Below are 24131 nucleotides of genomic sequence, written 5' to 3'. Positions count from 1 at the left end.
TGATTACATCGAAATGTTTTATAACAGTAAGCGTCGGCATGGCTCGAGCGATCAGATGCCACCAACTGAATACGAAAACAAATATTATCAACGGCTCGAAAGTGTCTAGATTATCCGTGGCGATTCACTCAGCCAGATGCACTTATTTTTACAATATACATTCAATGAGAAGAGCAAAAACTTCCCTGTTCTGCAAGAAAACTAAGAATCTCCGGGTGATCCAACTTCTTTTGGGTCATAAGAAACTGGAAAGCACAGTCCGTTATCTCGGTATTGAAGTGGATGATGCTCTGGAGATAGCTGAGTCTATTGAAGTTTAATTTGTGAGGGCTGCAACAGCATTCCTGTGCCAAAAGTGGACGTTACGAACGTTGGTAAGGTTGTTGAAATCCGGCTCATGAAATCTTCAAATCTAACAGAACTTAAAGAAAAATATGGAGAATGCCAATGCATTATGTTCCCTCTGCCGGACTTAATTATCGCTGTCTCAGCCACACTGACTGGCCATTTTATCTGGCATTAAATCAGGACCGCCATGTTATGAATTTCATTAGCGATTCACGAACGGAAGAGGAGATCAGAACCCACTCCTTTGAGAAGCGCTTGCAACCGTGGTAAAAAGGCAGTGAACACTGGCTGTGTCTCGTTATCAGTCAAAAGAATACACATTTACCCATTGGAGTAACTGGCTTTATTGAGCGTAGTGAGGGCATTGCGGAAGTAGGATTCATACTTGCTTCGGAATTTCATGGCAAAGGTTTTGGCAGCGAGTCTCTAAAAGATATTGCTCGTTTTGCATTTAACACACATGGATATCACAAGCTAACAGCGACAGTTACCTCGGGTAATGAAGCCTCACGCAGGACATTGCTTAAGGTAGGATTTCAACATGAGGGCACATTAAGGCAAAACTATCTTCTTCAGGATCGCTGGCAGGATGACTGGGTTTTTGGATTGTTAAAAGACGAATTCAGTCATTAAGCATGCTTTACCTGAGATATACATCAATTATCAAAGTCAGCTACTCGCTCACAGCGGCCCTTAGCTCAATAAACTCGTCCGCTCAGTGCCAGAAGCGGAGATTGCAGATCTGGAGTGTATACGCCAGACTGGAGACAAACAGGAGCGCAGGTCAGCCAGTCTTTTTTGCATGAGTGTAAATATCAGGACGTGTGATACTCCATGCATAGTTTTCCCGATTAACAGGCTCGTAGCCAAACTTTTCATAGAGCCAGGGCGCTGTGGTTGTAAACAACATGATCCTGCGAAGCCGCTCAAAAACCGGATGATCATGTATGCATTGCATCACCCATCTACCCAACCCTTCTCCCTGATATTCCTCCAGGATATAAACATCACAAAGGTAAGCAAACGTAGCGTAATCTGTTATTAAGCGCGCGAAACCAATCTGGGCGTCATCGTGATAAACACCGAAATTAAGGCTGTTTTCAACGGATGCACGGACAAGAGCCAGATCAATCCCTTTAGCCCAGGTTGATCTCGTGAGATAGAGATGGATAGCCTGCACATCCAGTTTTTTTCTGTCTGTACTTATCAGGTAGTTATCTTTATGCCACTCATAGTTCTCTGAAATAGTCACGCTCAATCCTGTTTAAGAATTCCCGGGAAACCTGACCTTATCACCTGATGGAAAATCGGACTATCAATACTTCTCAGGAAAAAAATGAATCCTGCACTCTTATGCCAGCGTTTCATTCAGCGCTTTTGCGCAGCGGGCTTCCTTTCCTGGAAAATAGTGTCCATCATTACTGGACAGGAGTAATCAGCCGGTATCAGGCCCCATGATGAACTCCCCGGCTGATTCAGCGTTATGCATCCAGACTAATAACCACTTTCCCGATATGTCCGGCAGCCTCAAGGTAGCGATAAGCTTTCCGTGTATCGGCAAAAGTGAAAATACGATCAATTACGGGATAAATCGTGGAGGTTTCAATCGCCCTGACCGCCGCGCGCAAATCTGAAGTCGAACCCGTATTGTTACCCACAATATTCAACTTCTTTTGCATTACGGGCAGAACAGGCATGCTGACTTCAGCACCACCAACAAAGCCAATAACGAAAATGGTTCCGTTATGAGCTGCTGCGTTAATCGATTTCGCAAATGTTGAGCCACCCACTGATTCCAGTACGAGATCAGCGCCATGCCCCTCAGTCAGCTTAAGCACCCGTTGATCCCATTCGGGCACCTCGTGATAGTTAATTCCATCATCCGCACCCAGGGCTTTCACTCTGTCCAGTTTTTCATCAGAAGAGGAAATGATGATCACCCGTGCACCTGCTGCCTTCGCATATTGCAATGCAAACAGACTCACCCCTCCCGTGCCAAGCAGTAAAACAGTGCTGCCAGGCTGTATTTTACCGCGCACTATAGCGTTCCATGCGGTCGTTGCGGCAATGGGTAACGTCGCTGCCTGTTGCCAGTTGAGAAAATCGGGTATACGCACCAGTGACTCAGCAGGCACTACAGCGTATTCTGCCAGCCCGCCGTTGGTCGTAACTCCGCGTAATATTTGATGATGTTGAGATCGTATTGCTCCAGCATGCCAGTGAGACATCATCCCCGGCACCACACGTTCGCCAATTTGCCAGCCTTCAACTCCCTCTCCAGACTCAACAATTTCTCCCGCGCTGTCTGCACCAGGAATAACCGGCTGCGAAACAGCGCCGAATTTACCAGTGGCCAGCGCCAAATCAAGGTAATTCAGACTTACAGCATGCTGACGAATCAGCACTTCGCCATACCCTGGTTGTGGTGGTGAAATATCACATATTTTTAAGCTGTCTATTCCTGCAGCGGATAAGTGGATAGCTTTCATGGTGTCCCCCTGTTCAATTAATACGATCATTTTGAGGCAGAACTGACGCTATAATGAGCCTGAAAAACAAATAACTGTTGCATGAGGTGCAATAATGCATGACGACGATTATCGTCAGCGGGAGGCTTTTCTTGCAGTAGTTCGCGCTGGCAGCTTTAGTGCTGGTGCGCGCGATTTGGGAAGAGATGTCTCTGTCGTTTCCCGGCGTGTAGCTGCATTAGAAAAACGTCTGGGAATTCGCCTGCTGGAACGCACCACCCGCCGCATACGTCCCACAGAAGAGGGCTTACGCTATCGGCAAAAAATTGAATTGGCAGATGAATTGCTGCGGGAAGCGGAAGAGGAAGCCCGTGATTTGGCAGCGCGTCCGGCCGGGACGATTCGCCTTACCGTTCCCGCCTCATTCGGACGAAAGTGGGTCGTACAGGCCTTACCATTCTTTTTAAAAGCCTATCCTGACATCCGTATTGTGCTGCACTGCAGCGATCGCTACGTAGATTTACTGGGTGATAATTTTGATATGGCAATCCGTATTGGTGTTCTGAAGGACAGCAGATTAATTGCCCGAAAGCTGGCAAATACAAGTCGCATTTTATGTGTCGCGCCGGATTACCTGGAGCGCCATTCTCCTGTAACACACCCTCAGGACCTTCGTAAGCATGATTGCCTGGGTTTCACACCCATGCACAGCTGGCCCGAATGGCGACTCGAGAAAGACGGTCAACAGATAGCGGTACCTGTTAAGACGCGTTACGAGAGTGACGAAATGGATGGGCTTATACTGGCCGCTCAATCGGGTATGGGGATATTACTCGCGGCCAACTGGCTGGTACAGAAAGAACTGGCTGAGGGTTCACTCGTGCCAGTGCTGTCGGACTGGCAGGCAACAGGCGAGGATGGTGTCTGGTTAATGAAACCTTCAAGCCAGTTGCAGTCGGCAAAAATCAGTGCATTAACAGACTGGCTGACTTCATGGTTTTCTACACCCCGCTGGTAGCCTGCGGGACGCAATATGAAACAGCCTGTCACCTGTACTGAATAGCAGATGGGTTAGGTATGTACAGCTTGTGCAGTCCAGCAGTCGACATACCCCGTAATAATGTCGGCGCTCCTGGAGGTAATAACGTATTTCTTCACGCTGATGCCGCTCCACTTCGTCATGGAACACCGGCAGGTTAGATCGCTCTTTATAGGCTACGGCAGACTCAGCGAAACCCCGTTAACACTGCTCCGGCGGAATCATGATGTCATATAACCTTGCTGCCCGATGCAGATAACAGCGGGACATAAATTGCCAGTTTGAGTGCAGGGGAGTCATTTGACGTAAACGTTGAATAGCTGAATGTCCGCGTTATCCCGTCTTTTCCTGTGAGTTTTTTCTCTCCGGACACCGGCGCCGTTATCACATGCTCGTTCCACCATGTATCAAACTCCGGACATTCACGGCTTAAGCGTTCTAACAGCGCAGTGAAGGTCTCGTTGTCTGCATTTCGTGAATAACTGGAATGAAACAGGCCGAGCATTCTCTGTGCCTCTGCAGGCCAGGTGTCGCCAAAAAGGTATCTGGCCTCCTCTGTAGTGAACATGAAAACCATGATATTTCGCTCATTTGCAGCCAACAGGCTGAAGTCCGTGATGACCTGTTCTGCTGCAAAATTCCACACCAATACATCCCATCTGTCATTGGTGACGTAGGCAGGCTCACTCAGCGCCCTGACCAGATGCGATAAGCTAGCCGGGACTTCATGTTCAACATCTGCACTTTTTTTCCGGCCTGTCAGTGTTTTCAGGTGCAGAAATTCTGCCTTGTTCAGCTGCAGAGCTTTACCCAGGGCGTTAACTATACGTTCGGAAAGCGTGCTGACCCGTCCCTGTTCGATTTTGATATACCATTCCGTACTTATTCCCAACATCGCCGCAACTTCCTCACGCCTTAGTCCGGGCGTTCGCCGTCTTTCAGGCCCGGCAGAGGGGGGACGCTCAGGCTTCACCCTTGCACGTCGTGAACGTAAAAACTGGCTGAGCTCAGTATTCTTAACCATTTTTTGAACCTGGTAGTAAATTATACCTGTATAAAACTAGTGTATTTTACGCCGTTTTGGGTCGCCCTATGATGGTTTCATATTGTTCTATGCCCTCAGGAGAATATGACCATGAAAGCTGCTGTGCTTACTGCCTTTGGCCGTCCGCTGGACGTTAAGAATGTGCCTGCACCGGTGATGGGAACCGGGGAAGTCATTGTCGATGTGGTTGCGGCGCCCGTTCTTTCCTACACGAATGAAGTACTGAGTGGGGAAAGAAAATATCTTTTACCTGTGCCGGTCATCCCGGGCTGTGGTGCCATCGGAAAGGTTCGCCAGACCGGCCCTGACTCAGCCTGGCTGAAACCAGGAGACTGGGTATTCTGCGATCCGACGGTGCGTTCCCGTGACAACGCGCTGTCGCCAGAAATTGTCCTTCAGGGATGGAGTGCCCGTGGTGAAGGAGGACAAAAAATCCAGCAATATCACCTGAATGGCAGTCTTGCTGAACAAATACGCATTCCGACTGAAAACGCAGTGCCCATTGGCGACATTTCGCCTGCAGAAGCGGGGCGGTGGTGTGCCATCAATACGCTGCTTATAGCCTATGGCGGATTGTTATCTATGGATTTGAAAGCGGGAGAGCGCCTGCTGGTCAGTGGCGCAACCGGTAATTTCGGCAGTTCCGCTGTGCTTGCTGCCCTGGCCATGGGAGCCCATAAAGTCATCGCACCGGGCCGTAGTGAACAGGTGCTGAACGATTTGAAAAAACGTTTTGGATCGCGTGTGGAAACAGTAAAGCTCACAGGTACAGCAGAGATCGATATTTCTGCCATGAAACACATGGCCGGGGGACCTATTGATGCGGTCCTTGATTTCCTTCCGCCGTCTGCGCAGGCCACTGTCGCCCGGAATGCGATTATGTCAGTCAGACCTTATGGTCGTGCAGTCCTTATGGGCGGTGTTGGCATGCTGGGAGGGGACGATCTTTCGCTACCTTATCCCTGGATAATGCGTAACCTCATTACCGTAAAAGGGCAGTGGATGTATGAACCTTCGGCAGTCCCTACGCTCTGCGGCCTTATACGCGCGGGACTGCTTGATCTGAGCCACTATGACGTAACCGAGTTTCCGCTTGAGAGAGTGAATGATTCAGTCGCGCATGCTGCGAAAAACAGCGGGCCGTTTAAACTCACCGTCGTGCGTCCCTGACCAAAGGCGCCGCATTGGGCCGGATTGCTCTCCTACGACGGCCCTGCGTATGGGTTCAATCACAAAATTCTGGCACAAAAAAGCCCGCTGCGCGGGCTTGATAAGAACCGATTAATGCGGAATCTCAGAGACCTCTTTGACATCCGCTTTGTTGATCTGCTGTTTGACACCATTGGCATCAACGTAGCCCAGCAGTCCGCTTTCCGCTTCCTGCGGTTTACCATCGCTGACAATGGTACGGCCATCATTGGTATGAATGGCGTAGCTGGTACGGGTACAGCCGGTCAGGGCGCTCAGTGCCACAATGGCTGCCAGTGGTAACAAAATCACTTTTTTCATGTCGCTCTCCCTATCGAGTAGATCAGTTGTTCAGTTCACTCATATTGGTGATCTGGTCACGGTTAATCTGTTCTGTTTTACCGGTTTGCGCATCTTTATATGAGACCAGGCCAGTATCACTATCCACCTGTGGCTTACCATCGGTGACGATAGTACGTCCGTCGGTGGTTTTAATCGCCTGATTCGATGAACAGCCGGCGATGGCAAAAATCGATGTCAATAACACAGCCGCTACAGTCAGTTTCTTCATAGTAATTTCCCTGATTGGTCTGAAGTCCAGCTATAAGCGTAGAACAAAATCCGGATTCTGGTCTGACCTGACTCGCTTTCTTTGCACAATTAATGCGGTTTAGCGTGCAATTGATGAGGAGGAAATTACCAGGCGCGGCTAATGTGTTTCGCCGCGTATATTGGGAAGGCAGGATAGCGTTGCGATATTACTCAGCGGCCAGGCGACCAAGCAGCAGAGAAAAAATAGCCTCGTAATGCGTTTTCAATATCACATCGTCGCACTGGTCGAGACGTGCTATTAGCGCGACAAACAGGGTTTTTCGGTTCAGCAACTTGCCGCTACACAAAATTTCCTGCACCAGCGTGCCAAGTAACTCATGCTGCTTTGCCTGCAGCGATCCACCAGTCCATGGTAATGCATCTTCAGAATTATTATGAAAAGGATCGTATCGCATCATCATTACCCTGATAGCAGTGCGTTAATTCAGCTTTTTGGCCAGCAGCCTAATCGCATTATCGCAGGCCTGCTGGATGGCCGGATTCTCCGAGCGCAAGCCCGTGCGATACAGCGCGCCAATTATTTGCTGAACAGATAAGGTTTCACCCGGTTGTACAATCTGTGTGACGACTTTGCCCAATAAAAGATAGATCTCATCGGCATCTTCTAATTCATCGTGCTTCACTCAACCCCCGGAACAAATAAACATAAATCTAAGTAATATGTTACTGACTGATAAATATTATTAAGCGCGCGATTCCAGGGTTTAGAAAGTTATCGCGGCGAATATTAATTAGGAAACGCCTATTTCCTAATAGGCCAGACGAATCAGACCAGAATGCTGAGCACCATATTAATGGTTTCTTTGCCATTAGTCACATCCTGAATTTTGCCTACCACACGCATACCAAATGCCACGCAAAGCAGCAGTCCGGCGGCGGTGTCGGCATCCAGTCGTGGCGAAATCGATCCGTCCTCTTGCCCCTGCTCAACCAGCGAAGTCAGGAAGTTGCGGTTGCGTAATACCGCTTCACGCACCAGCTGGGATAACTCTTCATCCAGCGTTTGCAGTTCCACGGTACTGCCAACCACCAGGCAGCCGCGTCTGCCCTCGATCTCGCTGGCTGAGTCGAGATAAAACTGCAACAGCTCAGCAATGCGCGCCCGGCCGGTCGGGTACTGTTGCAAACGGGTGCGCAGGTCCACATTGCGCAGCAGGATGTAGCGCTCAAACACCCGCAGAAACAGGGAACGTTTATCCTGAAACGCTTTATAGATACTGCCCGCCGTCAGGTTCATCGCTTCACCTAAATCGGCAATCGAGGCCGCATGAAAACCCTTCTGGCGGAACACGATCATAGCGCTGTCGAGCGCTTCGTCGATATCAAAGTTGCGCGGTCTGCCGCGCTCTCTGGCAGCCGGCGCCGGATTGGGTTTACTGGTCATAATGCGTGCTATTTAGAATGAATCGTTTCCAAATTATCCGGCTTATCGGTGACAGGGTCAAATCCTGCCCAAACGGCTGGCCCGGCGTGCGCTGATCGACAGCGAGCCGCGTTAATGTTCAGCCCAGCTAGTTGAGAATTTTTGACCGCCGGAGGATGATAAACCTTTTGCCGGGCCAGGACCTTTTCATGCTGATCTCCACTGAGGATACGCGCACTTTCAACACCGACATCCGCCTGGCGGCGACGCTGGCCGCCGTGGCGGGCGCACTGAACACTGCGGCGTTCGAAACGGTTGGTTTCTTCTCCGCCAACATGACCGGTAACGTCTCATCCCTGTCCGATCATCTGGCGAAAGCCAATCTGCATATCGGGCTGTTCTTCCTGCTGATTGTGCTGTTATTCATCGCCGGTTCGTCGGTCTCGACGCTGATCATCAATTCCGGCCGCAGGCGGCAGATACGCGGCATCTACGCCATCAATATTCTGCTGGAGGGCATAGCGTTGCTGGTACTGGGGATTGTCGAAAGCGGCTTTCATTTCAGCGAGGGCGGCGTGTTACTGATTCTCAGCCTGAGCTTTCTGATGGGCCTGCAAAATGCGGTGGTAACGCGCATCTCCAATGCCCGCGTGCGCACGACGCACGTTTCCGGCACGTCAACCGATATCGGCATTGAGCTGGCGATGCTCTTCGACGTGCTGCGTCGCAAAGAGTCACCAAAAGACGCGCCGCTGTACATTGAGCGGCTAAAACTGCATTGCTACACCGTGCTGGCGTTTCTCGCTGGCGGCGTGCTGGGCATTCTGCTGCTGCAGTGGCTAAGCTACGCGCTGCTGATCGTCATTGGGTTACTGCTCAGCGCGCTGGCGCTGTCGGCGCTGAAACGTGCGGGCAGCAACCCGCTTCACGCCCGCTAAGGAAGGGAATCATGATCTCGCTCGACGACCGCCTGCAAGCCATCTGGCAGCTGCTTAGCACAGCCACCACATCGCGTTCGGCTTTCACCCTGATGCAGCTGGCAACGGTGACCGCTGACGGCCAGCCCAGCATGCGCACCGTGGTGATACGGCAGTTTTTGCCCGCGCTGCCGGCCCTGCGTTTTACCGCCGATCGGCGCAGCGCCAAAATGCAGGATATTGCAGCCCAGCCGCAGGTGGCGTTACTGGCTTATGATGCCGCCAGGCGCGTTCAGCTCAGGCTGGCAGGCACGGCTCAGCGCGTTGACGATGCACAACAGCGTGCCGCAGCCTGGCATGCATTGCGCCCGCATTCGCACGCGTTGTTTCAGTCACCGGTCAGGCCGGGCAGCGTGATTGCTCATCCTGATGACGCACTGCCTGCCAGCGCGCAAAAGGCGGGCACCGGGCCCGACGAGCACTTCGCGCTGGTGCAGATCACCTTGCATAGCGTGGAGTGGCTGGATGTCAGCCGCGAGCCCCATCAACGCGCGCGATTTGAGGCCACTGCGGATGGCTGGCAGGGCAGCTGGCGCGTGCCCTGAGATTTATTGTTCCGCCGGTGTTTTTGCCTGACGCGGGCGGCCAGCCGCACCGGCGCACACCAGCGCCAGCAGCACCATGATCAGTACCGGCAGCATCGCCATGCGCAATCCGGCATGTTCGCCGATAAAGCCCAGTCCGGGCGGGCCGACCAGAAACGCCAGATAGCCCAGCGTGGCGGCAATCGTGACGCGCACCGCGCTGTTATGGCCATCGCCCGCCGCCGAGACCGTTAGCGGGAAGCCGAGCGACGCGCCGACGCCCCAGAACAGCACGGCCGCCGCCGCCAGCCATGGGTTATCGGAGAAAATCACCAGCGTCAGCCCCAGCGCGGCGGAGAAAGCGCTGGCGCGCAGTACCCAGACGCGGCCCAGACGATCAACCACCAGCCCACCGAGAAAGCGCCCCAGCGTCATGCCAGCGGTGAAGCCCGCGTAGACCAGCGTGCTTTGGGTATGATTGAGGTTATGGCCGTCGATCATCAGTAACGGCAGCCAGTCGTTAGCCGAGCCTTCCGCCAGCGCCATCGCCAGAATCACCACGCCGAGCACCAGCAGCTGGCGGTCACGCAGTTCACGTCCAACCTGGGCCAGAAAGCCGCCGTGATGCGGCTGTTCGCTGCGTTCGCTGTCGCTGGTGGCGGGCAGATGGCGCAGCGCCAGGGCGGCAATCAGCAGGTTAACCAGCAGCACCACGCTAAAGTGCCAGTGGGTGCTGATATCGGCTGCGGTCATGGCCAGCCCCGCCAGTGCGCCGATCAGCGTGCCGAAACTGAAGAAGCCGTGAATGATGGTCATGATTGACTTGCCGATGCGCCGCTCAAACGCTGCTCCTTCGACATTAACCACCACATCCATCAGCGCGGTTCCGCCGCCCAGCAACACCAGACTGGTAAACACCAGCCCGCTACTGGCGAGCGTTAACGCGACGGCCATCAGCACCAGGCCACCGAGCAGGATCAGGTAACCCGTGCGCATCACCCGGCTGGTGCCAAAGTGCGCGACCAGCTTACCGGCCAGCAGCACGCCCAGCATGGAGCCACAGGAGAAGCCAAACAGAATCAGGCCCATCATTTCCGTCGAGGCGTGCAGCACATCGCGCATAAAGGGGGTGCGGCTAACCCAGGAAGCCCAGGTAAAGCCAGGAATAAACATCAGGCCAAAGATGGCCCATTTACCGCGTGTCTGTTGCTGAGAGTGCATAAGATTCCTTTAGGGAGCGGCGGGCATGCGGAGGTGAAACGCTTTCGTTGCTGATGACCGTTAGCATGGTTCACAGAATAGCAGTTTTGCTGACGCTCGTTGAGGCAATGTCGCTCGCGCCAGCGCGCCGGGGGGAATTCGTCATTGGGATAAAGCCCCTCCGCGCGACGACGCGGAGGGCAAAGGGATTAGAAACTCTGCCAGTCGGCATCGCTGGCCAGTGCCAGGCGTCCCGGCTGTGGCGCTTTATGGCTCGCCGGCGCAGGCTTGATGATCGGCGTTGTGCCGGATTCCGCCAGCACGAAGCGGGTCACCAGCTGGTTGAGCGTCTGGGCCTGCTCCTGCAGCGATTGCGACGCGGCTGAGGCCTGTTCCACCAGCGCGGCGTTCTGCTGCGTCACATCATCCATCTGATTCACCGCCTGCTGCACCTGGCTAATGCCCTGACTCTGCTCAACCGCGGCTGCGGCGATTTCGCTCATCAGTTCGCTGACCTGATGGATAGCGTCATTCATCACCTGCATGTTGCTGCTGACGTCGCTGGCCTGGGCGGCCCCGGCTTCGGTCAGTCGATGCGACTCTTCAATCAGTCCTTTGATTTCGCGTGCGGCCGAGGTTGATCGCTGCGACAGGCTGCGTACTTCACCCGCCACCACCGCAAAGCCCTTGCCGTGCTCACCTGCGCGTGCCGCTTCGACTGCGGCGTTGAGCGCCAGGATATTGGTCTGGAAAGCGATGCCTTCGATCATTGAGACGATGTCCGTGACCTTGCGCGAGCTGCCACGAATATCATCCATGGTCGAGAGCATGGTGCTGAGCGAGGTACCACTTTTTTCTGACAGCGAACTGGCGTTAGCCGCCAGCTGGCTGGCCTGACGCGTGTTATCGGCAGTCTGACGTACGGTTTCACTCAGTTCAGTCATGCTGGCCGCAGTCTGCTCCAGCGAGGCGGCCTGCTGTTCGGTACGCGCAGAGAGATCTTCATTGCCGGCGGCGATTTGCACCGATGCGCTGCTCACCGAATGCGACGCGCTGCGCACGGCACTCAGCGAACCGGCCACGCTGCGCATCAGCTGATTAAAGGAGCGCGCCATATTGCCCACCTCATCGCGACGGCTTTCGTCTGCGCTGAGCGTCAGGTCGAGATTTTCGCTGGCGTGCATCATGACTTTGCCGACATCGGACAGACTGCGACGAATGCGCAGCACGGTGAACAGGGCGAACAGGCCAAAAATAATCACTGTGGCTATCACGCCGGTAATGGTGGTCCACAGCACTTCATGGAAGGTGCTGAGGTTGGTGGCGCGTAACTCATCGCCGATAGAAATATTCAGCATCAGCTGCTGCTGGTAATTGGTGACCAGCTGGCGAATGGCGGCACCAATGCCGTTCTGCCCCTCGATCAGATCAAGGCTGATGGCGTTCTGATGCGCGCGCGAGGCAGTGAGAAACGCCGGCAGCCGCTCGCTCACGCGCTGAATATTGCTAAAGGCCACCTCAGTCAGGCGCTTATCTTCCTCGCTGGAGATATCATGCTTCATGTAGTAATCGGTGAGCGATTTCAGCCCGCCGATCTGTTTATCAATGTCCGCTTCGACGGCGGGCATGTTGCTGTCCTGCAACTGGGTCTGGTGTTTGTACAGCGTCAGCGCCAGCTGATTGCTGCGATCAATTAACGTGTTGAGGTCTTTGATCGAAGGGATGGCATTGGTTTGCACATATTCAAAGCGCTCCTGGAAGCCGGAAAGCAGTGAGATGGCGAGCACGGCTTGCAGAATGATGGCGCCAAACAGCATGGTAAAGGTCAGTAACAATCGTTGGGAGATGTTCATCTTATTATCCTTAATCTAAACGCACCCCGACGCCTGACGCGGCGGGTACAAGGGCAGATTAAAGAACATCGGCAGATTGTGGTTTTTAGTTAATGAAATTTTAGTGCCGGGTAGCAGAAGAGTCTGGCGGGTTAAAAGTGGAGCCGGTCGCCGTGAACGGCGACCCTACGGTGCATGTCCCGTTATTTCCGTAGGGTGCGCATTCATGCGCACCTGGATACCGGGAGTGCATGTCCCGTTATTTCCGTAGGGTGCGCATTCATGCGCACCTGGAAAGCGGGGGTGCATGTCCCGTTGTTTCCGTAGGGTGCGCATTCATGCGCACCTGGAAACCGGGAGTGCATGTCCCGTTGTTTCTGTAGGGTGCGCATTCATGAGCACCTGGAAACCGGCACCTTGCGTTTCACTCACGGCCGGCGGAACAGCGCCAGGCTGCGGCCCTCCAGCTCAAAATCCTTCTCTTTGGTAATCACCAATCCCTTACTGGCGCTGTCGGAGGTGGTCAGCTCCAGCACCCAGCCGCCTTCACCAAACTGCGGGATGCGGAACGGCACATTGCCTTCAAACGGATTGAACAGCATCAGCACATCGTGCCAGATACCCTCTTCGGTTTGCAGATCCGGACGCCCAATGTACACGCCGAGCGTCGAGCCCTCGTCCCACTGTTCCGCCTGCTGAAAACCGCCGCCGGCGTTAAACCATTTGATCTCCATGCCGTCGCGCCAGCTTTCACGTCGCAGCAGCGGCTGCTGCGCGCGCAGTGCGATGATTTGACGGGTGAAATCGCGTAACGCATCAGCGGAAGCCGGCAGATCTTCCCAGTGCAGCCAGGAAATCTCGCTGTCCTGACAATAGCCGTTGTTGTTGCCCATCTGGCTGCGGCCAAACTCATCGCCCGCCAGCAGCATCGGTGTGCCGTGAGAGAAAAACAGCGTGGCGAGGAAGTTACGCTTCTGCCGCTCGCGCACCGCGTTGATGCCTTCGTCGTCGGTGGGGCCTTCGGCACCGTAGTTGTATGAACGGTTATCGTTATGGCCGTCGTTGTTATCTTCCCCGTTGGCATCGTTGTGCTTGTCGTTGTACGAGACCAGATCGTTCAGCGTAAAGCCATCGTGCGCGGTGATAAAATTGACGCTGGCCCACGGGCGGCGGCCGCGTTGATCGTACAGATCGCCGGAACCAAGCAGGCGCGCGGCAAAGTCGGTTGAGACGTTGTCGCCTTTCCAGTACTCACGCACCGTGTCGCGATATTTGTCGTTCCACTCAGCCCAGCCGGGCGGGAAACCACCCACCTGATAGCCACCAGGGCCGATGTCCCAGGGTTCGCCGATCAGCTTCAGCTTTGACAACACCGGATCCTGCGTCATGGCATCAAAGAAGCCGCCGCGCTGATCGAACCCTTCCGGCTCGCGGCCGAGAATAGTGCCGAGGTCGAAGCGAAAACCGTCGATATGCATCGATTCTGCCCAGTAGCGCAGCGAATCCGTCACCAGCTGCAGCACGCGCGGATGGGAGGTATTCACCGTGTTGCCAGTGCCGGTATCGTTGATGTAATAACGGTGCTGATCTGGCAGCGTGCGGTAATAAGAGAAGTTATCAATCCCTTTAAACGACAGCGTCGGCCCCAGTTCGTTGCCTTCTGCGGTGTGGTTATACACCACGTCGAGAATCACTTCGATGCCGGCATCGTGGAAAGCACGCACCATATCGCGAAAGCCCTGAATACCGCGCGGGCCAAAATAGCGGCTGGCAGGCGCGAAAAAGGCCAGCGAGTTATAGCCCCAGAAGTTTTTCAGTCCGCGATCCAGCAGATGCTGATCGTCCGGGAACCAGTGCACCGGCAGCAATTCCACTGAGGTCACGCCAAGGCTTTTGATGTAATCGACGGTGGATTTGTGGCTCATGCCGTCATAGGTGCCGCGCATCTCTGCCGGAATGGCCGGATTAAGCTGGGTGAAACCTTTGACGTGGGTTTCATAAATCACCGTGTTGGACCACGGAATGCTGGGGCGGTTATGGTCCTGCCAGTCAAACTCATTGGTATCAATTACCCGACACTTGGGGGTAAACGGCGCGCTGTCACGGGTATCCAGCGTCAGATCTTTATCTTCGTGCAGTAAATCGTAAGCGAAGTGCGCTTCATTCCAGTCGATGTTGCCCTGCAACTCGCGGGCGTAGGGATCAATCAGTAATTTGCTCGGGTTAAAACGGTGACCGTTTTCCGGATCGAACGGTCCGTGAACGCGATAACCATACAGCGCGCCGGGTTTCAGCCCGGGCACGTAGCCGTGCCAGATTTCGTGGGTATATTCCGGCAGATCGAAGCGGGCAATTTCATGCTGACCGCTCTCATCGTACAGACAGAGTTCGACCCGTTCCGCGTGTGCTGAAAACAGCGCAAAATTTACGCCGTCCCCATCAAAGTTGGCGCCGAGCTGGTGCCCCGATCCAGCGGTGATTTCTAAAGGTTTACCGTTAGACATTCAATCCTCTCCATCCAGTGAATAGATAGTCATGTAAAACAACAGGTTTATCGGGGACACTACTGGCTAATCAGCACCAGCGGCGCGCTATAGCTCACATTGTCCAGCGTAACATCGTCATTAATCACTACGGTCTCGCCGGTCAGCACATTGCGATAGTGGCGATGCGCCAGCGATTCCGGCAGTGCCAGTCGGGTATGACTCCACTGTGCACCATTGAAAATCAGCCGTGGCGTAATCACCAGCAGCGCGTAGTCGCTGTCCTGACGGGCAAAGGCGATCACTTTTTCCGCATGTTCGCCCGATGCACTGAGCGGTTGATAATCACCAAAGCGGAACAGCTGCGCATGGTCGCGGCGCAGATGCAGCAGGCGCGCTACCATCTGCTGCTTCAGGCGGCCGCTCAGCCAGTCCTGCTGGCTGGCGAAGTCCGGCGCGGCGTGGACATCCAGCTGCGCCGTCAGCTGAGCGAAATCCGGCTCGCGTCGGTTATCCGGATCGACCAGGCTGAAATCCAGCGCTTCGCAGCCCTGATAGATATCCGGCACGCCCGGCGCGGTCAGTTTGATCACCGTCTGGCTCAGGCTGTTAACCAGTCCGGCCCGGATGAACGGCTGCAGTGCGTGGCTGAAGTCCTGCAGAAACGCCGGATTGGTGGGTGACAGCAACTGGCGGGCGTACTCCAGCACGGCATTTTCATAAGCTTCGTTGCTGTCCGCCCAGTCGGTGCGTAACTTCGCTTCGCGCAGGGCTTTTTCCACAAACGGCAAAAAGCGCTCGCGCAGCGCGTCCAGTGCCGCCGTGTCCTCCGGCTGCAGCGTGGTGGGCCAGACGCCCGCCAGCGCCTGATACAGCATCCACTCGACCGGCGGTTCGGGCGCCGGGCCGTCCGCCAGCGCAACCACGTGCGGCTGATTCATCTGGCGCCAGCGCGTCACGTTCTCCGCCCACAGCGCCGGCGCTTCGCTCAGGGTATACAGCCGCGCGCGCGCATCTTCGCCGCGCTTGGTGTCGTGCGTGGAGGTGCCGGACAGCCCATCCGGCTGATGCTGCAGTCGGGTTTGCATTTCGCTGTGGAAGCGTTCGAGCGAAAACGCGTGTGGCAGTGGTTCGGCACCCACTTCGTTGATCGCCAGCGCTACGTGATTGCGGAAAAACAGCGTGTCTTCGACCGATTTCGCCATCAGCGGGCCGGTCAGCTGCTGGAAGCGGGCGCGGAATTCCGCCGCATCCTGCTCGCCCTGTTCAGTGATCGCCCCCAGCAGTAATGCCTGTAAAAAGCTCAGCGCCGCAGGCGAGGCGCTGTGTTTAACCTGCTCCAGCACCTGTAATAGCAACGCTTCGCCTTCCAGCGGCATACCGGCTTTGCGGCCGTAGGTGCGATACACCGGGAAGGCGATCAGCAGTTCGCGCAGCGCCACGTGCAGCTCAGCCTCGCTGAAGTTGCGATGCACCAGATCGGCTGCCTCGGTAGCCAGCGCCAGCAGGCGGCTGAATTCCCCGGCAAAGTTGCGATCGACCATCAGTTCACGTGCCGCACGCAGGCCAGCCGCCACGTCGTTACGTTCAGCGGATACCGCTTCATAGGCCAGATGCAGCATATCGATCTGATTATCATCAATCAGCGCATGTGACAGCGCGGCGATAAACTCGTAACCGGTGGTGCCGGACACTGGCCAGTCGGCGGGCAGTTGCTCACCGTCTGCGAGAATCTTCTCCACCGTGATATAGCACGCGTCGCCTGCGGCCTGACGCAGCTGTTGCAGATAGCCGAGCGGATCGGCCAGCCCGTCAACGTGATCGACGCGCAGCCCGCTCACCACACCGCTGTGTACCAGTTCGAGAATCAGGCGATGCGACGCCGCGAACACCTCTTCATCTTCGACCCGCACGCCGACTAGCCCGGTAATTTCAAAGAAGCGGCGGTAGGAGAGCGCGCTGCGCGCCTCACGCCAGTTCATCAGCTGCCACGGCTGTTGCGCATGCAGTTCCGCGATGGCCGCGCGATCGCGCAACGCCAGCACCTCGTCTTTACGCTGCTGCCAGCTGGCGGGCGTCAGCGGATAGTAACTGTCGTAATAGACCAGCGACGGATTGCCGCTGTGCGGATCGGCCTTGATGCTGAGTTCATCATTGGCCAGCACGCGGTCAAAATCATCGCCGAGGAACGGTAGCGTCAGCCTGCGCGACCAGTCGATATCAAAGTAGCGCGCGAAGCGGCTGGCCTCCCCGTGTTCAATCACATCGCGCCACCAGGCATTTTCCAGCGACGCCGCCATGTGGTTAGGCACAATATCGAGGATCAGGCCAATCCCGGCCTGCTGCAGCGCCGCGCTGAGGCGGTCAAAACCGGCGCGTCCGCCAATCGCCGGGTCAATCTCATTGGCATCGGTGACGTCATAGCCGTGCGTCGAGTCGCGCGTGGCGGTAAAGATCGGCGAGGCATAAAGATGGCTGATACCCAGCTGCTGCAGATAGGGCACCAGCTGCGCCGCACGGTCAAAGGTCATGCCGTTACGGAACTGGATGCGGTAAGTCGCGGTTGGAATGCTCATTGCGCTGCTCCTTTTGCCAGACGCACGATGAGGGAGTGCTGCGGCAGCTCGCCGCTTTCCTGTGGCCACGCAAAGAGCGTCTCGCCGGGCATCGCGGGCAGCGGCTGGCTCTGCTGTCCAATATTCAGCGCCAGCGACAGCTGGCCCTGCGGGAACTGCCAGCTGACGGCGACAAAGCCTGGTGCGGTGCGCAGCACCTGGCCGTTATGCCTGCGGGCATCCGGCAGCAGCGGCACGATGTGCTGCTGGCGCAACGCCAGCAACTGGCGCGTAAGCGTCAGCCACGCCTTGCCTGCGGGATTTTCCACTTTGCTCCAGTCCAGTTTCGAACGCGTGAAGGTCTCTTCAGAATTGGGATCCGGTACCGTATCGTCATGACCGGCGTGACCGGTAAATTCGCGCGCACGTCCTTCGCGCACCGCTTTCGCCAGATCGCCGTGGAAATCGGTAAAGAACAGGAACGGGTTGGTTTCACCGTACTCTTCGCCCATAAACAGCAGCGGAATATGCGGTGACAGCAGCAGGGTGGCGAGCAGCACTTTGGTGCGATCGACACCGGCCAGGCTAATCAGGCGTTCGCCCTGGGCGCGATTGCCCACCTGATCGTGATTCTGGATGAAATCGACAAACGCGACCGGCGGCTGGCCTGCGCTGGGTACGCCGCGCCGCTGGCCGCTCTGTGGCGACAGCTCGCCCTGATAAGCAAAGCCCTCGGTGAGAATGCGCGCGATTAATTTCTCCGGTACGTCGGCGAAATCCTGGTAATACGCGTGCGTCTCGCCAGTGGCAAAGACGTGAATGGCATTATGAAAATCGTCGTTCCATTCACCGCTGAACAGTGGCGCGTTACCGTCCGCATCGCGCGGATGCAGGAAGATCACGTTGCGGCTGTCTTCGGTGGTGAGATGGATCGGGCGAGAGTGGATTTCGCTGCGAATGCGTTCGGCAATCTCAATCAGCACATGCTTGCTGGACGTGTCCTCAATCTGGTCGATGGCATCGAAGCGCAGGCCGTCGAGGTTAAACTCCTTCAGCCAGTAGAGCGGCGCTTCGACGATATAACGCCGCGCGGCATCGACATCGTAAGCAATCCCGGCGCCCCACGGCGTCATGCGCTCTTCGTGGAAAAAGGCCGGCGCCAGTAGCGGCAGGTAATTGCCTTCCGGACCAAAGTGGTTGAGCACAATATCCAGCACCATCGACAGTCCCAATGCGTGCGCGGCATCGACAAAGGCTTTGAAATCATCCGGTGAGCCATACGCCGCGTGCGGCGCATACAGCAGAACGCCGTCATAGCCCCAGCCGCGCGTGCCGCCAAACTGCGACACCGGCAGTACTTCGATCATGGTGATACCGAGGTCGGCCAGCGCGGGGAGTTTTTCGATAGCCGCGCGGAAGGTGCCTTCGGCGGTAAAGGTGCCGATGTGCAGCTCGTAGACCACCGTTTCATGCCAGGGCCGTCCCTGCCAGTCGCGCTGTTGCCAGTCGTAATGGTGAGGGTCGATAACCAGAGAAGGGCCGTTGACATCGGCGCGTTGTGCCCGCGCGGCCGGATCGGGCACCGTGCTGCCATCGGCCAGCTCGTAGTGATATTCGCTGCCGTGACCAGGCCCGCGCAGCGTCAGGCTGAACCAGCCATCCTGCTGCGGCTGCATGGCATGCTGCTGACCATCGGCGTGAAGGGTAATTTGCTGCTGACCGGGTGCCCAAAGGCGAAACCGCACGCTGCCGTCAGCAAGGATTTCAGCACCCCAGGATTTTTCCAACGTTGTGGATTCCATTCTATTGCCTCGTTAAGCCCCGCACGGGGAATGGACGACATCAAGCGATTCGCGTTTCTTAAAACCATTTACTCTCTGAATACAAAAGACTAAATGCCCTGGTAGCAAACGGGTACGCAGATAAATCACTGAGTACCCTGAAAAATCATAGCCTATATTTTCAGATTTAATTCCCGCTGCGCTTTAAACAGTACCGTTACGTAAATTTTCCGATTTGTTCGCTTAAGCACCTTTTAATCTCAGTCATAGGCTACGCTTATCTCTGCGCAGTTAACCGCTGCGCGAAATAATGCCAGGCGGCACTGTCACCTAAATGAGGAGAACACTGATGAACGAAGATCGTATCAGCGGAAACTGGAAGCAGTTCAAAGGAAAAGTGAAAGAGAAATGGGGCCAGCTTACAGATGACGATTTAGACGTAGCCGAAGGGAAACGCGATCAATTAGTCGGCCGCATTCAGGAGCGCTACGGCTACGGTAAAGATCAAGCAGAGAAAGAAGTCAAAGAGTGGGAAGATAGTAATAAATTTAACTGGTAGTGTTGGTTATCCCCGGCACACTGATGTGCCGGGGTTTTGTTATTTATAATGGCACTGTTTTCGAGTCGGATAAAATATCAGGCATATCTTGCTTTATTTTCTATGTTATTTAAGACATAAATAAGCTTATGTATTCATCACTCCTGTAAAAAATCTTTCGGCCCCTGTAGGGTCGCCATTGATGGCGACCAATGACAGGTACTTACCTGCACAAACGCTTTTTCTCAAAGGGGTCTGCGGTGATCGTCCTTATTAAGCGAAAGCAGCGCGACAAAACTCACTACGGCGGTGGCCATCACATACCAGGCGGGAATGTCGGCGTTGCCGGTTTGCTTCATCAGGCCGGTAATGATCAGACCTGCGCAGCCGGAAAACAGCGCGTTGGAGAGCGAATAGGCCAGCCCCAGCCCGGTGTAACGCACGCGGGTAGGGAACATCTCGGCCAGCATCGCCGGTCCCGGTCCGGCCAGCATGCCCACCAGCGCACCGGCGATAAATACCACCAGCGCTTTGATCGCCATACCGCTTTCCGGATGCTGCAACACTTTCAGCAGCGGGAAAGCCAGCACCAGCAGCAAAAACGTCGCCAGCAGCATTAATGTGCGGCGGCCATAGCGATCGCTGAGTATGCCGGCCGGCAGGATGGTGGCGGCAAAGCCGAGGTTAGAGATCACCGCAATCAGCAGCGCCTGGTTGAAGCCGGTGTGCAGCGCGGCCTGCAGATAGGTAGGCATGATCACCAGGTAGGTATAACCGGCGGCCGACCATACCATTAACCGCCCAATGCCCAGCCCGATAGCGCGCAGCGTGACACCCAGCGATGCCTGCTGTTGTGGTGCCGCCGGTGTCTGGCTGAACTGCGGTGATTCGTCGAGTCCGCTGCGCAGCCACAGCGCCACTGCGCCGAGCGGCAGCGCCAGCAGGAAGGGAATGCGCCAGCCCCAGGCGTTCATGGCGGCATCGCCCAGCAACAGCGGCAGTATTGCCACCACGCCCGCGCCCGCCAGCAGTCCGAGCGCCACCGTCAGCGACTGCCACGCGCCATAAAATCCGCGCTTGCCGGGCGGCGCCGATTCGGTCATCAGCGAGACCGCGCCGCCGTATTCTCCGCCGGCAAACAGTCCCTGCAAAATGCGTAGCAGTGTAATCAGCAGCGGCGCAGCCACGCCAATGCTGGCATAAACCGGGACCAGACCGATGGCGACGGTGGCCAGTGTCATCAATACCAGCACCGCGATCAGCACCGGTTTACGGCCATAGCGATCGCCCAGGCGGCCAAACAGCACCGCCCCTAACGGGCGAAAAAAGAACGCCACCGCAAAGGCCGCATAGGTGAGGATCAGGCTGGTGAGGGCGCTTTCTCCTTCCAGCTGGAAGAAATGTTTAGCGATTAGCGTGGCCATGAAACCGTATACGGCGAATTCATACCACTCGATAAAATTGCCGACGGATCCGGCAATCAGTACGCGCTTTTGATTAACGGCGGGAGCTTCTGCAGATGACATCATTATCCCTTAATGAGTAAAAAACAGTCAGAGAGGGTCAGTCTACCGCAGCCCGGGGCGATTATCTGAGCTATAAGTCTGACGCAGGGCACAAAAAAAGGTGCGCATTGAGCGCACCTGATGTGAATATCAGCGAGGATTATGCTGGCTGCTGTTTTTTACGGCTGCGCTGTTTACGCAGTTTATCAATCAGTTTATGCGCCTCGGCTTTAGTCGCCACCGCAGGGGATGAACCTTTCAGTGGCTTACGTGCTGTCTCACTCAGCGTCAATACCGTTAACAAACCAATCACGCCGGCACCCATCATGTAATACGCCGGCATCATGGTATTGTGCGTGGTGTCGACCAGCCATGCGGTAATTAACGGTGTGGTACCACCGAACAGCGAGACTGACAAATTAAAGCCGATAGCCAGCGCGCTGTAACGAATATCGGTGACAAACAGTGCCGGTAATGTCGCTGGCATGGTGCCGCTAAAGCAGGTATGCAGTAAGCCCAGCACGGCCAGACCGGCAAATACCCATAGCATGTTGCCAGAACCAATCAGCATGAACGCCGGGATCGCCAGCACTAATAATCCCAGTGCGCCGAAACCAATCACCGGTTTACGGCCGATGCGGTCGGTAAAATGGCCCCACATTAGGGTCAGTGGCATCATGATAAACATCACTACCATCACCAGCAGCAGACCGGATATTTCGCTCAGCCCCAGAATGCCGGTTAAATAACTTGGCATATAGGCGGTCAGCATATAATTAGACACGTTAAACAGCAGCACCAGACCAATACACTTCAATAGCGGCTTACTCTGCGTGCGCAGCATTTGCCACAGCGTGAGCTGCGGCTTGTTATGTTCGGCCTCTTCACGCTTATCCATGTGCTCTTTAAACGCGGGTGTCTCTTCCAGCTTCAGGCGGATATACAGGCCAAACAGCCCCAGCGGCGCGGCCAGGAAGAACGGAATGCGCCAGCCCCAGTCCATCATCGCCTGATGCGGCAGCAGCGCAATCATACCGGTCACCAGGCTGGCACCCAGCAGATAACCTGCCAGTGTACCAAACTCCAGGAAGCTGCCCATAAAGCCGCGGCGTTTGTCGGTTGAGTATTCCGCAATAAAGGTGGCGGCACCGCCATATTCACCGCCGGTGGAAAAGCCCTGCACCAGACGCGCCAGCAACAGCAGGATCGGCGCGGCAATACCGATACTGGCATAGCTGGGAATCAGGCCAATACAGAAGGTGCCAATCGACATCATAATCATGGTAAAGGCCAGCACTTTCTGCCGGCCAAAGCGATCGCCGAGTGGACCAAATACCATGCCGCCAATCGGGCGCACTAAAAACGCGGCCGCAAAAGTACCAAACGACGCAATAAGCTGCGCGGTATTACTGGCATCCGGGAAAAATACCTGGCCGATAATCACGGCAAGGTAACTATAAACGCCGAAATCAAACCACTCCATGGTATTACCCAGCGCTGCAGCGCTGACGGCGCGTTTCAATAATTTGTTGTCAATGACGGTAATATCGTCAACGGTCAAATCAGGTTTATTGGTCATCGTTCCGGTGCTCATAAACTCCCCATGAGTAAAATTGGAGCGATCTTATAGCTTTCGCAGCCGGCACTTCACAAAGGGAAATGAAAGCTATAAGAGGCTGAAAGGCGGTCACCTTAGGAAATATTTTATCTTTACGCAAGTTTGCGACATATATCCTTGCAATTAAGCGTAGCGTTAGAGTATGAGACTGTCAAAAGGCGCAGCGGCTGAAATAACCCATTATGCTGATGCTTAAAGCTGATAGCATTCTGCACATGATATTCTTTGGTGAGGCGATGATTTACAGGGAAATATGCTGCGTTGCTACAGGATAAGAATGTCGGCTTTGATAAATTTCATACGTTACTGGCAAGTACATCACCAAAGGATTTGGCTGAAAGGAATAGCCAGACCGTTGCCATGCTGGACACCAACCTGCGCCGCCAGTCTCGTAGCGGATTGTCGTTCATGACGTAGCTGCACATCGTGGTCTGGCTCAATAGCTGTCTTGTCGCGTTAATTATCGTGATTGTCGGCTGAATACATCTTTCAGACCCTGGGAAAGCAATGCGCGTGATAAACCGCTACCGTCCACAGGAATCAACGTCCTGCGATGAATTTTCCATTGATCCGCAATGCGTTTTAACTCCCAGCGATTCACGACAACACGGTGTATGCGATACCCAGGAGAGCTGCCGTGATTGGCCAGCATACGTGATTCGCCTTTATCATCCAGATAAATTAACTGTAAATAAGAGGTCACTACCGCGCTGTCTCCGCGCAGATCAATCAGGGGTAATCCGGTAAAATGTGCTAATCCGCTAGCCAGTGCTTCCTCATGCTCAGGCCGCAAAATAAAGGCGGCTATCGCCTCTGCACCCTCCGCGCCATCAAGATGAGGGCCGCGATTGAATTCACTCTTTTCCAGATAAACCGATAATGTATATTCCGCCATTGCAGTATCTGCGCTGGGAGGATGTGACGCAATCAATTCATAAATAGCCAGTTTGTCTTCGATAATTTGTAATCTCTGCGCTAATTCAAGGTTTTCCTGCAGCATAAAGCGCTCCTGATATTATTTATTAATTATGATTTGAGTGATTATAACGAGATAC

22 protein-coding genes and 3 pseudogenes are annotated in these 24131 nt (G+C 54.9%); 8 read left to right on the top strand and 17 right to left on the bottom strand.

Features of this window, described 5'->3' with window-relative positions; translation table 11 throughout:
• The 3 genes and pseudogenes from F3I21_RS13145 to F3I21_RS13135 form a co-directional block, all read left to right on the top strand.
• Positions 1 to 109 (top strand): IS3 family transposase (locus F3I21_RS13145; protein WP_146068640.1); only part of this gene is annotated, 109 nt, incomplete at its 5' end.
• 40 nt (positions 110 to 149) lie between these two features.
• Positions 150 to 320 (top strand): annotated as a pseudogene (locus F3I21_RS13140) (integrase); the annotation flags it as partial.
• Between the two features lie 127 nt (positions 321 to 447).
• Positions 448 to 981: pseudogene (locus F3I21_RS13135) on the top strand (GNAT family N-acetyltransferase).
• A gap of 151 nt (positions 982 to 1132) precedes the next feature.
• Here F3I21_RS13135 and F3I21_RS13130 read toward each other — a convergent pair.
• Positions 1133 to 1600: a GNAT family N-acetyltransferase gene (locus F3I21_RS13130; RefSeq protein ID WP_104187156.1), complete on the bottom strand. Its 468-nt coding sequence runs from the start codon at positions 1598 to 1600 to the stop codon at positions 1133 to 1135.
• A gap of 229 nt (positions 1601 to 1829) precedes the next feature.
• Positions 1830 to 2837 (bottom strand): NAD(P)-dependent alcohol dehydrogenase, encoded by a 1008-nt coding sequence (locus F3I21_RS13125; RefSeq protein WP_141496091.1) that lies wholly within the window; start codon positions 2835 to 2837, stop codon positions 1830 to 1832.
• Positions 2838 to 2931: 94 nt separating this feature from the next.
• Here F3I21_RS13125 and F3I21_RS13120 point away from each other — a divergent pair, with 94 nt between their 5' ends.
• Positions 2932 to 3834, top strand: coding sequence for a LysR family transcriptional regulator (locus F3I21_RS13120; RefSeq protein WP_058775118.1), 903 nt, complete (start codon positions 2932 to 2934; stop codon positions 3832 to 3834).
• Here the strand turns inward: F3I21_RS13120 and F3I21_RS13115 are convergent.
• Both F3I21_RS13115 and F3I21_RS13110 read right to left on the bottom strand, forming a co-directional pair.
• A pseudogene (locus tag F3I21_RS13115) lies at positions 3808 to 4035 on the bottom strand (hypothetical protein); the annotation flags it as partial. The gene F3I21_RS13120 and the pseudogene F3I21_RS13115 overlap by 27 nt on opposite strands.
• A 49-nt stretch (positions 4036 to 4084) precedes the next feature.
• A complete protein-coding gene (locus F3I21_RS13110; RefSeq protein ID WP_150059101.1) occupies positions 4085 to 4879 on the bottom strand; it encodes a helix-turn-helix transcriptional regulator in 795 nt (264 codons plus the stop codon).
• Between the two features lie 111 nt (positions 4880 to 4990).
• Here F3I21_RS13110 and F3I21_RS13105 point away from each other — a divergent pair, with 111 nt between their 5' ends.
• On the top strand, positions 4991 to 6070 hold the full coding sequence (locus F3I21_RS13105) for a zinc-binding dehydrogenase (protein WP_058758895.1): 1080 nt from the start codon (positions 4991 to 4993) through the stop codon (positions 6068 to 6070).
• A 111-nt stretch (positions 6071 to 6181) separates the two neighbouring features.
• Here the strand turns inward: F3I21_RS13105 and F3I21_RS13100 are convergent, their stop codons facing one another.
• The 5 genes from F3I21_RS13100 to F3I21_RS13080 all read right to left on the bottom strand — a co-directional run bounded on the left by F3I21_RS13100 (position 6182) and on the right by F3I21_RS13080 (position 8084).
• Positions 6182 to 6409, bottom strand: coding sequence for a YgdI/YgdR family lipoprotein (locus tag F3I21_RS13100; RefSeq protein ID WP_021508704.1), 228 nt, complete (start codon positions 6407 to 6409; stop codon positions 6182 to 6184).
• A gap of 22 nt (positions 6410 to 6431) precedes the next feature.
• Positions 6432 to 6659: a YgdI/YgdR family lipoprotein gene (locus F3I21_RS13095; RefSeq protein WP_021508703.1), complete on the bottom strand. Its 228-nt coding sequence runs from the start codon at positions 6657 to 6659 to the stop codon at positions 6432 to 6434.
• Between the two features lie 187 nt (positions 6660 to 6846).
• Positions 6847 to 7101 (bottom strand): biofilm development regulator YmgB/AriR family protein, encoded by a 255-nt coding sequence (locus F3I21_RS13090; protein ID WP_125310694.1) that lies wholly within the window; start codon positions 7099 to 7101, stop codon positions 6847 to 6849.
• A gap of 18 nt (positions 7102 to 7119) precedes the next feature.
• Complete coding sequence (locus tag F3I21_RS13085) at positions 7120 to 7323, bottom strand: hypothetical protein (protein WP_021508701.1); 204 nt, start codon at positions 7321 to 7323, stop codon at positions 7120 to 7122.
• Positions 7324 to 7466: 143 nt separating this feature from the next.
• Entirely contained in the window at positions 7467 to 8084 is a 618-nt protein-coding gene (locus F3I21_RS13080; RefSeq protein WP_150059100.1) for a TetR/AcrR family transcriptional regulator, read from the bottom strand.
• Between the two features lie 188 nt (positions 8085 to 8272).
• Between F3I21_RS13080 and F3I21_RS13075 the strand changes: the two genes are divergently transcribed.
• Together F3I21_RS13075 and F3I21_RS13070 are read left to right on the top strand one after the other, a co-directional pair.
• A complete protein-coding gene (locus F3I21_RS13075; protein ID WP_010615793.1) occupies positions 8273 to 9001 on the top strand; it encodes a YoaK family protein in 729 nt (242 codons plus the stop codon).
• Between the two features lie 11 nt (positions 9002 to 9012).
• On the top strand, positions 9013 to 9585 hold the full coding sequence (locus tag F3I21_RS13070; RefSeq protein ID WP_150059099.1) for a pyridoxamine 5'-phosphate oxidase family protein: 573 nt from the start codon (positions 9013 to 9015) through the stop codon (positions 9583 to 9585).
• 3 nt (positions 9586 to 9588) lie between these two features.
• Here the strand turns inward: F3I21_RS13070 and F3I21_RS13065 are convergent, their stop codons facing one another.
• The 5 genes from F3I21_RS13065 to treZ all read right to left on the bottom strand — a co-directional run bounded on the left by F3I21_RS13065 (position 9589) and on the right by treZ (position 19436).
• Positions 9589 to 10785, bottom strand: coding sequence for an MFS transporter (locus F3I21_RS13065; RefSeq protein ID WP_150059098.1), 1197 nt, complete (start codon positions 10783 to 10785; stop codon positions 9589 to 9591).
• A gap of 188 nt (positions 10786 to 10973) precedes the next feature.
• The gene (locus tag F3I21_RS13060) at positions 10974 to 12617 is read right to left on the bottom strand and encodes a methyl-accepting chemotaxis protein (protein ID WP_150059097.1); all 1644 of its coding nucleotides are present in this window, start codon (positions 12615 to 12617) and stop codon (positions 10974 to 10976) included.
• Positions 12618 to 13024: 407 nt separating this feature from the next.
• Positions 13025 to 15100 (bottom strand): glycogen debranching protein GlgX, encoded by a 2076-nt coding sequence (gene glgX, locus F3I21_RS13055; protein WP_058770500.1) that lies wholly within the window; start codon positions 15098 to 15100, stop codon positions 13025 to 13027.
• A 59-nt stretch (positions 15101 to 15159) separates the two neighbouring features.
• On the bottom strand, positions 15160 to 17655 hold the full coding sequence (gene treY / locus F3I21_RS13050) for a malto-oligosyltrehalose synthase (RefSeq protein ID WP_150059096.1): 2496 nt from the start codon (positions 17653 to 17655) through the stop codon (positions 15160 to 15162).
• A complete protein-coding gene (gene treZ / locus F3I21_RS13045; RefSeq protein WP_150059095.1) occupies positions 17652 to 19436 on the bottom strand; it encodes a malto-oligosyltrehalose trehalohydrolase in 1785 nt (594 codons plus the stop codon). Before treZ ends, treY begins: the two co-directional genes overlap by 4 nt.
• A 328-nt stretch (positions 19437 to 19764) precedes the next feature.
• Here treZ and F3I21_RS13040 point away from each other — a divergent pair, with 328 nt between their 5' ends.
• Entirely contained in the window at positions 19765 to 19974 is a 210-nt protein-coding gene (locus tag F3I21_RS13040) for a CsbD family protein (protein ID WP_021509571.1), read from the top strand.
• A gap of 224 nt (positions 19975 to 20198) precedes the next feature.
• On the opposite strand, the gene F3I21_RS13035 is transcribed toward F3I21_RS13040, so the two are convergent.
• The 3 genes from F3I21_RS13035 to F3I21_RS13025 form a co-directional block, all read right to left on the bottom strand.
• The gene (locus tag F3I21_RS13035; RefSeq protein WP_150059094.1) at positions 20199 to 21482 is read right to left on the bottom strand and encodes an MFS transporter; all 1284 of its coding nucleotides are present in this window, start codon (positions 21480 to 21482) and stop codon (positions 20199 to 20201) included.
• 136 nt (positions 21483 to 21618) lie between these two features.
• On the bottom strand, positions 21619 to 23052 hold the full coding sequence (gene proP, locus F3I21_RS13030) for a glycine betaine/L-proline transporter ProP (RefSeq protein WP_031280122.1): 1434 nt from the start codon (positions 23050 to 23052) through the stop codon (positions 21619 to 21621).
• Positions 23053 to 23536: 484 nt separating this feature from the next.
• A complete protein-coding gene (locus tag F3I21_RS13025; protein ID WP_150059093.1) occupies positions 23537 to 24076 on the bottom strand; it encodes a nuclear transport factor 2 family protein in 540 nt (179 codons plus the stop codon).
• Between the last annotated feature and the right edge of the window lie 55 nt (positions 24077 to 24131).

It is taken from the genome of Pantoea sp. B_9 (genome assembly GCF_008632015.1).
Taxonomy (GTDB): domain Bacteria; phylum Pseudomonadota; class Gammaproteobacteria; order Enterobacterales; family Enterobacteriaceae; genus Pantoea; species Pantoea dispersa.
Note: the sequence above shows the minus strand (reverse complement) of the source record. Positions and strands in the feature narration are given on the sequence as shown.

Coding starts and splice junctions, on each gene's coding strand:
- F3I21_RS13125 (WP_141496091.1), bottom strand. CDS start 2,837: ATGAAAGCTATCCACTTATCCGCTGCAGGAATAGACAGCTTAAAAATA.
- F3I21_RS13120 (WP_058775118.1), top strand. CDS start 2,932: ATGCATGACGACGATTATCGTCAGCGGGAGGCTTTTCTTGCAGTAGTT.
- F3I21_RS13110 (WP_150059101.1), bottom strand. CDS start 4,879: ATGGTTAAGAATACTGAGCTCAGCCAGTTTTTACGTTCACGACGTGCA.
- F3I21_RS13105 (WP_058758895.1), top strand. CDS start 4,991: ATGAAAGCTGCTGTGCTTACTGCCTTTGGCCGTCCGCTGGACGTTAAG.
- F3I21_RS13100 (WP_021508704.1), bottom strand. CDS start 6,409: ATGAAAAAAGTGATTTTGTTACCACTGGCAGCCATTGTGGCACTGAGC.
- F3I21_RS13095 (WP_021508703.1), bottom strand. CDS start 6,659: ATGAAGAAACTGACTGTAGCGGCTGTGTTATTGACATCGATTTTTGCC.
- F3I21_RS13090 (WP_125310694.1), bottom strand. CDS start 7,101: ATGATGATGCGATACGATCCTTTTCATAATAATTCTGAAGATGCATTA.
- F3I21_RS13080 (WP_150059100.1), bottom strand. CDS start 8,084: ATGACCAGTAAACCCAATCCGGCGCCGGCTGCCAGAGAGCGCGGCAGA.
- F3I21_RS13075 (WP_010615793.1), top strand. CDS start 8,273: ATGCTGATCTCCACTGAGGATACGCGCACTTTCAACACCGACATCCGC.
- F3I21_RS13070 (WP_150059099.1), top strand. CDS start 9,013: ATGATCTCGCTCGACGACCGCCTGCAAGCCATCTGGCAGCTGCTTAGC.
- F3I21_RS13065 (WP_150059098.1), bottom strand. CDS start 10,785: ATGCACTCTCAGCAACAGACACGCGGTAAATGGGCCATCTTTGGCCTG.
- F3I21_RS13060 (WP_150059097.1), bottom strand. CDS start 12,617: ATGAACATCTCCCAACGATTGTTACTGACCTTTACCATGCTGTTTGGC.
- glgX (WP_058770500.1), bottom strand. CDS start 15,100: ATGTCTAACGGTAAACCTTTAGAAATCACCGCTGGATCGGGGCACCAG.
- treY (WP_150059096.1), bottom strand. CDS start 17,655: ATGAGCATTCCAACCGCGACTTACCGCATCCAGTTCCGTAACGGCATG.
- treZ (WP_150059095.1), bottom strand. CDS start 19,436: ATGGAATCCACAACGTTGGAAAAATCCTGGGGTGCTGAAATCCTTGCT.
- F3I21_RS13040 (WP_021509571.1), top strand. CDS start 19,765: ATGAACGAAGATCGTATCAGCGGAAACTGGAAGCAGTTCAAAGGAAAA.
- F3I21_RS13035 (WP_150059094.1), bottom strand. CDS start 21,482: ATGATGTCATCTGCAGAAGCTCCCGCCGTTAATCAAAAGCGCGTACTG.
- proP (WP_031280122.1), bottom strand. CDS start 23,052: ATGAGCACCGGAACGATGACCAATAAACCTGATTTGACCGTTGACGAT.
- F3I21_RS13025 (WP_150059093.1), bottom strand. CDS start 24,076: ATGCTGCAGGAAAACCTTGAATTAGCGCAGAGATTACAAATTATCGAA.